The sequence below is a fragment of the Rhodococcus sp. NPDC059968 genome, from assembly GCF_042738615.1.
Lineage (GTDB): Bacteria > Actinomycetota > Actinomycetes > Mycobacteriales > Mycobacteriaceae > Rhodococcus_F.
Genome location: NZ_JBHWUE010000185.1, coordinates 1 through 9972, shown reverse-complemented (window position 1 = coordinate 9972; position 9972 = coordinate 1). Strand labels below are relative to the sequence as shown.

At 63.0% G+C, this 9972-nt stretch carries 12 protein-coding genes; 3 read left to right on the top strand and 9 right to left on the bottom strand.

Translation table 11 applies throughout. The features are described from left to right. Positions 1-660 precede the first annotated feature (660 nt). The 3 genes from ACFWAY_RS51935 to ACFWAY_RS51925 are packed head-to-tail and all read left to right on the top strand — an operon-like array spanning position 661 to position 1530. Positions 661-807: a hypothetical protein gene (locus ACFWAY_RS51935; RefSeq protein WP_378516288.1), complete on the top strand. Its 147-nt coding sequence runs from the start codon at positions 661-663 to the stop codon at positions 805-807. A gap of 4 nt (positions 808-811) precedes the next feature. Further along, positions 812-1426 carry a Clp protease N-terminal domain-containing protein gene (locus tag ACFWAY_RS51930; RefSeq protein ID WP_378516287.1) on the top strand — a complete coding sequence of 205 codons (615 nt, stop codon included), beginning with the start codon at positions 812-814 and terminating at the stop codon, positions 1424-1426. Then, positions 1345-1530: a hypothetical protein gene (locus tag ACFWAY_RS51925; RefSeq protein ID WP_378516286.1), complete on the top strand. Its 186-nt coding sequence runs from the start codon at positions 1345-1347 to the stop codon at positions 1528-1530. The genes ACFWAY_RS51930 and ACFWAY_RS51925 overlap by 82 nt, the downstream gene beginning before the upstream one ends. Positions 1531-1630: 100 nt before the next feature. Here the strand turns inward: ACFWAY_RS51925 and ACFWAY_RS51920 are convergent, their stop codons facing one another. The 9 genes from ACFWAY_RS51920 to ACFWAY_RS51880 all read right to left on the bottom strand — a co-directional run bounded on the left by ACFWAY_RS51920 (position 1631) and on the right by ACFWAY_RS51880 (position 9779). Next, positions 1631-1825 carry a DUF6308 family protein gene (locus tag ACFWAY_RS51920; protein WP_378516285.1) on the bottom strand — a complete coding sequence of 65 codons (195 nt, stop codon included), beginning with the start codon at positions 1823-1825 and terminating at the stop codon, positions 1631-1633. 15 nt (positions 1826-1840) lie between these two features. Beyond that, positions 1841-2620 (bottom strand): hypothetical protein, encoded by a 780-nt coding sequence (locus ACFWAY_RS51915; protein WP_378516284.1) that lies wholly within the window; start codon positions 2618-2620, stop codon positions 1841-1843. After that, complete coding sequence (locus ACFWAY_RS51910; RefSeq protein ID WP_378516283.1) at positions 2613-3605, bottom strand: hypothetical protein; 993 nt, start codon at positions 3603-3605, stop codon at positions 2613-2615. The genes ACFWAY_RS51915 and ACFWAY_RS51910 overlap by 8 nt, the downstream gene beginning before the upstream one ends. Positions 3606-4572: 967 nt before the next feature. Beyond that, positions 4573-4851 (bottom strand): Mov34/MPN/PAD-1 family protein, encoded by a 279-nt coding sequence (locus tag ACFWAY_RS51905; RefSeq protein WP_378516282.1) that lies wholly within the window; start codon positions 4849-4851, stop codon positions 4573-4575. Positions 4852-5053: 202 nt separating this feature from the next. Beyond that, complete coding sequence (locus tag ACFWAY_RS51900) at positions 5054-6355, bottom strand: HesA/MoeB/ThiF family protein (RefSeq protein ID WP_378516281.1); 1302 nt, start codon at positions 6353-6355, stop codon at positions 5054-5056. After that, a complete protein-coding gene (locus ACFWAY_RS51895; protein ID WP_378516280.1) occupies positions 6342-6977 on the bottom strand; it encodes a hypothetical protein in 636 nt (211 codons plus the stop codon). Before ACFWAY_RS51895 ends, ACFWAY_RS51900 begins: the two co-directional genes overlap by 14 nt. After that, the gene (locus tag ACFWAY_RS51890; protein ID WP_378516279.1) at positions 6974-7336 is read right to left on the bottom strand and encodes a hypothetical protein; all 363 of its coding nucleotides are present in this window, start codon (positions 7334-7336) and stop codon (positions 6974-6976) included. Before ACFWAY_RS51890 ends, ACFWAY_RS51895 begins: the two co-directional genes overlap by 4 nt. A 36-nt stretch (positions 7337-7372) precedes the next feature. Next, positions 7373-7936, bottom strand: a complete 564-nt coding sequence (locus tag ACFWAY_RS51885) for a nucleotidyltransferase domain-containing protein (RefSeq protein WP_378516278.1) — start codon at positions 7934-7936, stop codon at positions 7373-7375. A gap of 376 nt (positions 7937-8312) precedes the next feature. After that, positions 8313-9779, bottom strand: a complete 1467-nt coding sequence (locus tag ACFWAY_RS51880; protein WP_378516277.1) for an SAVED domain-containing protein — start codon at positions 9777-9779, stop codon at positions 8313-8315. Between the last annotated feature and the right edge of the window lie 193 nt (positions 9780-9972).

Here is a 9972-nt window from a genome sequence, read left to right as displayed (position 1 = left end):
GCTTCGCTCCCCGCCAGGGAGCCGCTGCGCGGCTCGCAGTGGGTCGATTCCCGTTGCCGTCGATCGAGTCGCTTCGCTCCTCTGAGTTTCCCAGATTAGGTTCTCACCTGCGCTTTTAATCGCCACGTTCGATCCGGTCCCCCACACCCCAACGAGGCCGGGGAAACGGGAAGGTACGCCCGACCTGCCGCCCACTCGCCTTCCCGCACCGCTCCATGTCATACCCACAGCATACCACCCAACCTACACACAACCCAAAAACAGTCGAAAATCTACAAACACCCAAACTTGTTGATTAATAATAAATTCCGAACCTTACAAGCTGACGTTTGTGCACAACACACGTAAAAACCTACTGATCAACTGATTACCGAAAGATGTTGTCAATCAACATCTTTCAAAAACGCCTCAAAACCGGACGAAACAGACACCCGCTCGCCGCCGACACCCCGGCGCCGGCCCTCCCCCGACACGGCGCCGGCAACCTCACATCACAAACCGGGGACATGTCATCACACCAGGTCACAGCACCATTACGCCCGCGAGTTCCGAGGTCGCGTCGATCCCACCCATAACCACCTACACACCGCCCAGAATGGGCAGCAGAGTTTCAGCAGCGGATCGCGTCGCTCGCGGCGACGCATGGGGAGGGAGCGCGTCATGGTGTTCGAGAGATTCTCCGATCAAGCCCGCCGGGTGGTCGTCCTCGCCGCCGGCGCCGCCCGCACCCACCACAGGACTCCGTCGGCACCGAACACCTGCTGGTCGGGATCTTTGACGCCGGCGGCCCCGGAGCGGCAGCGCTGACTTCGTGGGGCGTCACCGCGCCTGGCACTCGAGAGCAAGCTCGGGGGTGTCAGCACACCGGCGGGATCCGCCCCGGCCGCGGGGCACATCCCAAACACCGGCGAAAACGAAGAAGGTCCTCGAGGGCAGCCTGTGCCAGAGGGCCCTGCTCAGGCACGAGGAGATCGGCACCGACCACCTCCTCCTCCTTGCCCTGCTCGACGACCCCGCCTCCACCGGCGCTCAAATCCTCACCGACCTCGCACCCCTACCCATCAGCGAGATGCGTGAGCACCTCAGACGCGAACTGGCCCAACAGCCCACCCCAGGCCCCGCCCACCGCATCCCCATTCGGCTCAGCGACGACGAATACACCCGCGCCCACGCTGCCGCCCGCACCGCCGGCCAGAACCTCGAAACCACCGATCCACGACCGCATCACCGACGCCCTCGAACAACCCGAATAGCACGTTCAGGCAGAAGATCAACATGGTCGGCCCAGTCACGGCCGTCGAGAAATGAGTGCACATGCGCTACGAATTCCGCGTCGCCGACCTCGTGTCGGACGCACTGGCCGAAGCGTTCCCCGAACTGGACCGCGCCGTCCTGTCCGATCAGACCCTGTTCTACGGCACCGTGATCGACGAAGCCCATCTCTACGGGCTGCTTAACCGCTTCCAGTCCGTGGGCCTCCACGTGCTTGAAATGCGGCAGCTGCCCGAAGCCCCATCCTCCCCATGGTGAATTGCCAGGGAGTCGACCGCGGCCACCCCGGGACGTGGCACCTTTCCGGGTCGGTCCGAGCGCTCTCCGAGGCCGCGGTACTTGCCGTCCATCCACGCGATCACATCGAACAGCGCAGCGCCGAGATCTCCTCCGGCAGGCCGGCCTCCTCCCGGATCGGCAGCAACCGGCGGTGCAACGCGCTGTCGCCGGCGCGGAGCGCCTCCCGGACCGAATTCAGACGTGCCCGCTCGGTACCCAGCACCTGACTGACGGCATATTGCACTGACAGCAGCGCTTCGCGCCGAACACCCATTCAAAATACATTGCGTTACCGACCGGGCACGGGCTCGCGTATGTGGGCTCGAATCAGCGCTCCCAGTCGCACAGCCGGAATGGTGAGACCCTCGATCCGCTGCTGCCGATCGATCATCGCCACCAGGACATACAACGCCCGTGCAGCGTCCCCGCGTGTTCCGCTCTGAGCGGTGCCGAGCTTCCATCCCGTCAGTCGCGCCTTGTGCTCGTGCACGATGGCCATCAGCGAGCAGAGATCGGCGACATCCTTGGCCGCGGAACGACTATGCCACGCAAGCGCCTTCAGAACCACCGCGGCCTCGACGTCAGGAACCAGCACATCGAAGACCAGCGTGTCTCCCCGGTGCAGGCGCGCGTGGACCGACACCCCGACCGGCGGGGCGGCCAACGCCAGACTCAGCCCCGGAATGGCATCGAAACCGTGCTCCCCCACGTACACGGTGTCCATGCGCCGGCCGGTCGTCAGCGGCACGAGCAGATCTACTGCCAGGGGTGTGTCGTCGCCGGACTGGGCCTGATAGTGATTACCCCGCACACGCCGATAACCGCGCGCGAGAAGGTTCGCATGCAGATCCGCGCCACCAGCAACGACGGCGTCCATGCCCGCATCCGCGTCCGCCGTCACCCGCGCCACCGCCGCCTCGGTGGGATACACGTGGCTGAGAATGTGCACCATGTGACCGCCGATGATGCGGTAGTCCTGCCCTGAGGCGGCGGCAGCGAGATCCGCCAACGCCCGCAACCCCAGATCCGCCGCGTTGGAGGCGGCATCGATCCGCACCACGTCAACCACGCCAGGCGCCGTCCAGGATCGCTTCGCGCAGATGCTCGCCGGCCTCCGCCGCATCCGGGCCCGGGCCGGCGAGCACATCGTGCAACGCGATGATCGGATCGACCCGCGCCCTCGGTTGTGCCGCCGCGGCCGCGGTGCGCCACAGGGTCCGGTCCTGCGGCACCGTGACCACCAGCGTGTACTCCGCATCGGTGGCCGGGGTGAAACCGGCCGCCGTGAAGTCCAACAACTCGCTGCTGTACAGCCCGGCCACCGCCGGTAACCGCCACGGCGCGTACACATCCGCGGCCACATCCCCGGTCAACACACACCCCACACCCCGCTCAGCGCACCACGTTGCGGCCGCCTCCGCCTGCCGCACCGCAGGATCGAGTCCGTACCAGTACGTCGACGCGCCACCGGGACCCGGATACTCCTCGAGCAACTCATCGAGGGCCTCGGCACGCTGCCCGATCACCCACCCACGGTCGGTGCGCGACGCGAACCGATGACCCCGCAACACATGCGAGACCGACTGCTGCGTGACCTGCAACACCGCAGCCAGCTCGACCTGCGTCAACGGCTGCTCGGCCAACAACAGCAAGCGTTCGACCGCCCACCGCGTCCACGGCCGACGACCACGCCGCAAAGCCCCTACCTCCGACCCGGCCTCGGCCGACGCCGCCGCGGTGTGTTCGACACCCCCGATGACGACACAACCCTCCTCGACCGCGATCACATCCACCACCCCCTCCGCCGCTAGATCCCGCAAATACGACGTCGCACGGGGCGTGACAAGCAGGAACCGGTCCTTTCGATGCCCATCACGTAGTCCCTCGACAATGCTCGGGGTCGGCGGCCTCCCAAACACCCTGACCTTCACCGCCACCGCGCCGCCGCCCGGTAAAACCAGATCCAGATCAGTGGGCCCACCCGAGACAACGCGAACCTCGGCGCGACGCAACAACAGCAACGCACCCGACAACAACCGATCCGCCCGATCCACACCCATCACCTCCGCCCAACCCACCCAAATGCGTATACAAACTAAAATACCATCGAGTACTTAAGTTTGTACAAGCGAGTCTGCGTGTACCCCGGCCATCCACCACGAATCAACGCCGACCCCCTCTGCGGTACCCATACCCACTCCTTCGCGCGGCCCTCAGCCGCGGGACCTGAACTCGTCTCCTGGAGCCGGCGTCGAATGCACCACCGCCCTGACCCTGACAGGAGCTGCCGGCAACTACACAGCCCTCATAGCTGTGACGTGAACCCGATACCAGCCCGCGCAACGCCTCCACGACTCGTCCAGATCGGAGAGTGCATGATCCGGGCCCCTCCGCCGCAGAAGCACTCTCGAGCGGTCAACCACGCGAAACGGAAGCTCGATGCGGGACGACAGCTAACGTGAGCACACGCTTTCGCACGTTCCCTGACCAAGGAGCCCCACATGGCCCTGCCGATCCCCTCCGGACGGCTCACCGGCACCATTCTCGCTCTGGCCACTGCAACGGTGCTGATCGGCTCAGCCCCCGCCGGCGCCGACCCCGCCGATTCCTCGCGGCTCCCAAGTGTTCGTCAACGACGTGCTCGGTCCGCAGGACCCCAGCTGGGGTTCCCCCAGACACACGTCCCCTTCACCGGGGGCTTAGCTTCAAAGACGGCGTAGACGCTTTCGACTGGGACAAACCGCACGCCCGCTTTGTACTGAACCACTGGGGTTAGTACTGCTGGTCGTAGACGGCGACGTCGATTTGGTCGCTGCTGGCACCGTTGGCGTCGACCGCGAAGATGGGTCCGACTTCGTAGCGCGCGGAAGGAAGTCCCGGATGAGGCTATCCAGTCAGCTTCGGATTCGTCACCCATCTAGGCGGGATATGTTGTGGCGGCACGAATTCCCGAATAGGACGCCTCGAGTGACGTCTGTTTATTGAGAAACGCTCCTTGAAGGTCGAACTTTCGTTCATTCATCAATCCCTCTCTGCCACAACTTGTATGTCCACTGCTTGTGCATCATGTTTGGTGATGCGCCAAGCCCCCAATGTCGGTGCGCCAGTTCCGGGAAAAGCGACGATGAGGCTGAGGAACTGTGTAAACCCCAATTCGGGGTCTTCGAGGTGGCGCACATAGGAAATCATGTCGAAAGGACTGGGAACGGGCTGACCGCCTGGATGGGTGTGCCACTCGCCAATCCACTGGGCGCGCTCTGCTTTCCATGCCTGGTTGGCAAGGGTCTGGGCGTGATGCAAGTCCCGGAGAAAGCGGGATGGTTCTCGTATCGCTGCAGGGCGGGGTCCCCGGCGATGAGCACTATGAATTGGTCGTTCACTGTACTGCTGCCCAACAGGATTCCTCCGGTCTCAAGGCCATCACATGAGCGGGCTGCTTCGGTGGCGATCACTTGAAGTGCCGAGTCGCGGATGTGGACGGTGTAGGCCATGTCCGTCGATGTCATTGAGAGCTTCCACACGTGTAGCAGATTGCCCGGGGCTTTGGAATGCTGGCCCAGCGAACCTCACCGGCGCGCGCGAGATCGTAAGGTGGGGCAAGGTCGCCGGCAGGGCGAAGGCCGATGAGTGCGTGTTCTCCAGGAAGGCGCTGGGTGTGGTCCCCATGCAAGGATTCGAGGATCGTGGCGACGGCGGACTTTGCTGCGAGCTGGCCGATTAGATGGAGATCCGGGGCGACTGCCGTCATGGGTTGGTGGATCTGCCCGGTTCCGTATGCGAGTTCTTGGTCGGCTTCGGCGTCCATAGCTCCGCTCGCTGTGAGATCGGCGCGTTGGCAGAGCAGACATCCGAAGCGAGGGGTTGGGCGCAGGCGCAGTACTTCGCCCACAGCTCCCTGGTCCAGAACGCAGGCGAGGACAGCGGGGGTCTTGGCTTGGCGTGCGAGGTGGCTTACAACCCGCCGGGGGGCGATGCCGTCTGCGGTACACAGGACGAGGTCGACAGTAGGCACGAGCGAGCGCATGTCGTCGGCGTCTTCTACCACGTTCAACCGATGGGCTTTGGCGTCAAGGTGAGGCCAGCGGGCCTGGAGGTGGGTACGCATCGCGTCGACCTTGAATCGCCCGACGCTCTCTGCGCCCAAGACATGACGGACCATGTTGTGCCACAGGAACCGGTCGTGATCGACAAGTTCAAGGCGACCGATGCCGTAGCCAGCAAGAGATTCCGCAGCTGCGCCGCCGATGCTTCCGACGCCGACGACCATGACCGAGCGACCGGCTAGTTCCTCGATCGGCCACTTCCCCGCCAGTTGCTCGAGGCCGATGGTGTCCGGCTCGACTTCGAGGTGAAGTGGTCGAACGCCGCTGCGTTGGATAAGCCAGCCGGCGAACTCACAGCCTCCCTGCTCACGGATCTCAGGTGCGAGGTCCGGGTCGTGCGAAATCAAGAGACCGAGACTGGTCCCTGGATCATCGACTCCCGGAACCATTTCCCGGAACCGTTCGAATGGCACCGAGGTACCCGGTCGCCGAAGCATTGTCAGATGAAACGCGTGGAGGTTGGGTTCTGGCTGTCGCATCCATTGGCCCTGGTGCGTCCTATCTCCCCATTTGAGGGCCTCGTACGCTCGTGAGATGTCGACACGGGCTCGAACACCCTTCACGGTCTCCACCGTGTCCACGACGTACATCTCCTCCGACGGTGCATGCCGCAAGGTCAGCTCGGCGCCAGGCGAGGAGGCCGTTGCGATCTTGTGGGCTGCCTCCCTCGTCAGGACGACATACGGGTCATGCCGATACATCACCCTCCTCGATTGTCTCGGTAGTCCGCACCGCACTGGAGTCGGTGGTCGCACCGCTCTCGACGGCTTGAGGGATGAGGTGGTCGATGGAGTCGTCGGATACGATCCCGCTGGTCGTCATCTGGGTAAGAACACCGGCCTTCATGAGGGCGTACTCGATCCTCCACCCCGCGGCCTTGAGGAGAAGTTCGGCGACACTGGCCTCCGGCAACCAGGCACCTTCGCTTTGTAGCAGGCACAAGGCACCGCCAGGAGCGACGTGCCACCGGGACTGGGTCTGTTCGATGATCTCCGGCTCCAGATTGGTCGGATGTATTGCCGGAGGAACCATCGGGTATGCAGCCGGGTACAGCAGGATGAACCCGAGTCCTGAGCCACCCAGCAAGTCCGTCAGGTGCCCTGGTTCCAGGCGGTCGAACGGCCACATCGGGAGGACCCCTAGGCACGCCCCGTGGTGAGCGAGGGCCCCGTCGGAGCCATCGTTTGCGGACACGTACTCCACACCCGGAACCAATGCTCTGACCTCTTCGAGGTCACGTTCAAGACGCCCGGGTTCCGCGACGGACCAGACGATCGGCGTCATAGCATCCGGGAGATCGGCCTCTTCCCCGCGGGCGCTCATCCCTGCGGCGTGTCCTTGACCGGGCGGGGCACTATGGGAGCACCGACTGCCGGGTTTGTCGAGCCCTTCGGGGCGCTTGGGAAACCGTCGCCGAAGATCTCCCCCCACAGCCTGACAGCCTTCGCGGAGTCGTTACTGACTTGAGCAGCCACAGCCAGAGCCGCGTTGTCTGCGGCGTCTCGGAGCCGCGCGCCGAACTCGTCGTATTCGAGATCGCTTTGAATCGGCCCGCACAATCTTGCCGGATCTTCAACCGGCAGAACGCTTTCAACGTGATATGCGGCGCGGATGAAGAATTCCTTCATGGCAATGGGCTGGGTGTGACCCGTCGGCATGAGTTCGAGCGCGAGCACCTCCATGACCAGCGACTTGACCTTGATGTCCTGCTCGCACGCCTATGCCTTCAGCATGCGGACAGAGCCGGCGAACTTGTTCCACTCCGCATGCTTCTTGGCGACTTCGGAAATCAGATACTCCGGGTCACAGGGTACCCACTTCTCGGAAATGGCCTCCGGGATAAGCAGCTTGCCGTCGCGGCGGAGCGCAGGCATCGCGTCGACAGTGAATGCATCCGGATCGTCCGGGTCGTCGAGGAAGCACTTCACCGCGTGGTTGCGCCACCGTGCCAGTCGCACCGCCTTCTCGTGAGTACCGTTTGTGGCTCCGAGCAGAGCGTTGACCCTTCGACGCGTGTGGTCGAGCGCATCCTCTGCCGAAGAACCCGGCAGTCCCCAATCCTCATGCTTGCTGCCATCGAAGATGAGCACGACATCGACATCATGGATCGGATTCTTATGTGTGCCTCGCGCCAGCGAACCTGAGGCAATCACTTCTTTCACGTCGAATTCTGGAAGGAACGCTGCTTTAAACAAGTCGCGACGAGCGCGTGCCTCGCGAACATCGTCGATGTCGACGTTCACAAAGGTCTGGTACTGCTGGAACGCGTCGCTCACACCCACCGTGAATCTCCTGTCTCTGCGCCGCTCGAATACGGCACCGGCGAACACCGAGAATATAGGTCGCCCCCGACAGAAACAGTTTGCGGCGTCGTAGCCATGCCCGCGCCATCACGTCGCTGCCACCCCCAGACTCCTCTTCGACGCCCGAGTCGCCCCGCATCTCGAAGATCTACCTCATTGGCTGTGCGCGTTCCGCTGGCAGTAGGCCTACGAAATGCGCACCGGGATGGTTGTGGATCAGGGCTCCAGGCGCCACCTATCCCGACCGTCCCGCCATCGGCGAGACCTTCCGACGCGAGCTCACCGCCGAGACCCCGTTGCTGTATGGCGAGCACATTCTGCTCACTTTCTCGCGCGCGATGTTGGATCTGCGCCACTAGATTGTGAGCGTCGGCTCGTATCGCCCAGCGGGTGCGATGTACTCATAGACGGTCGGTTTGGGCATGAGATTCCAGTAATGCCCGAGCATCAGTGCGCTTCCTTGCGGGGACGCGAAGAACAGGTGGATCCGGCCTGAATAACCTGAGTTTCGATGAGCGACAATAACGTCTCGCGCGTTGCGCGCCCATCCAGTCGCCCATCTCCCGTCCGGAACAGAGGTGGGACCGGGCCCTGACTCGGGCCCGATGATGAGTACGGAACCAACACTCTCCACACCGCGTGCCCACTCAGTTACTGCTGCGGTCAAATCATGGGTTAACGCGATGCCGACAGCCAGATCTGCTCCCTCACGAACCCGCTCACTACTGAGAATCCTCGGCGTTGCCTCCGGATGAAGCTCCGTCGTAGACCAGCGCTCGGTCCTATTGTCAACGCTGAGGATCCAATTGCGGGTATCCGAGAGGACTCGGCCGACAGCGAACCACATCGGTAGCCTCATGGAACCCCTGACGTGGACCCGTTTGACGCGGTAGGCGTCGAGGCTGCGGGCCCCGTCTCTGAGTCGAGGCGCGATGTCGTTGTCCCAATCGAGCCCGCTTTTCAACGTAAATCGCTCGCCAGGTTCGTCGCCGTCGTAGACATCGGTGAGATCGATCACGAGGTTCGCGTGAGGTTGTTCGTCGCGACGATCGATCGCATGCACATCCAAACAGAGGGTCCCCGTCGTCACGAGGAGGTTATTCTCGCTGATCATGGTCTTGATCTGGTCACGGGACTGAGGGCCAAGGCCATCCGTAACAATCTCGCGGACAAGGTCACGGCCCAGCTTCACGGCATTCTCGTCATCCAGGAGCCCGGCGAGCTCCATTGCAGCGCTCGCTCTTTCGAAGAAGTGCGACTCTCCGCCAGGATTCTCCCACTTGACGGCACGGAGGAACCGGTACAGTTCGTCGACGTCTATGCCGAGATGGCTACACCATCGAGTTCGTTGCTTACCGAGATCCATTCGATTGGTCGCCGCGGCGATCTTGCTTACGTTTAGGAAATGCGTCTTGAGATCAAGGATCTCGAAGAACTTATCGGTGTGATCAAACGCGCGATCAGTAACGAATGAGAATTCACTGTCCGGATTCTCGTCATGCAACGAGCGCCATGTCACATAGAAACGCTGCAGCGGGCTCCTAGTGTTCTCGCCTTTCGGCGCGGTCGTCAGCCACTGCTCGTTGACGACGATTGATCCCGTGGTAGAGGTCTTGACCTGCCAGTAAGTGTGCGGTGCGTTGCGGCGGCGAACAACGATGTCGTCGTACGCACCGCCGGAGGCATCCTCGATGCTGATTGACTCGATGTTCTCCTCGCGCAGCGCCTTGCACATCCACCACCATCCGATGATGTGCTGGTAGTCGTCACCGCGGAGTGCAGCAGCGCGTGGGGCGAGCTTAGCGTCGGGGACCTTTGTCATTTCAAGCTCCGTATCTGCGGCCCTGCCGAAGGGTCGCGAGGAAATTCTCGGCATCCTGGTCGCACCGAGGCGCTTCGATTGCGGGCCACTGTTGCTGCCTTAGGGCTTGTGATGAATTAATCTAGCTCGGTTCGGGCGTGTCGTCCGGTGCGGGATGGAGTGTGTAGTTCCACTCGCCGTGGAACTCGTGGCG

Coding starts and splice junctions, on each gene's coding strand:
- ACFWAY_RS51935 (WP_378516288.1), top strand. CDS start 661: ATGGTGTTCGAGAGATTCTCCGATCAAGCCCGCCGGGTGGTCGTCCTC.
- ACFWAY_RS51895 (WP_378516280.1), bottom strand. CDS start 6,977: ATGAGCGCCCGCGGGGAAGAGGCCGATCTCCCGGATGCTATGACGCCG.
- ACFWAY_RS51920 (WP_378516285.1), bottom strand. CDS start 1,825: ATGGGTGTTCGGCGCGAAGCGCTGCTGTCAGTGCAATATGCCGTCAGT.
- ACFWAY_RS51880 (WP_378516277.1), bottom strand. CDS start 9,779: ATGACAAAGGTCCCCGACGCTAAGCTCGCCCCACGCGCTGCTGCACTC.
- ACFWAY_RS51890 (WP_378516279.1), bottom strand. CDS start 7,336: ATGGAGGTGCTCGCGCTCGAACTCATGCCGACGGGTCACACCCAGCCC.
- ACFWAY_RS51900 (WP_378516281.1), bottom strand. CDS start 6,355: ATGTATCGGCATGACCCGTATGTCGTCCTGACGAGGGAGGCAGCCCAC.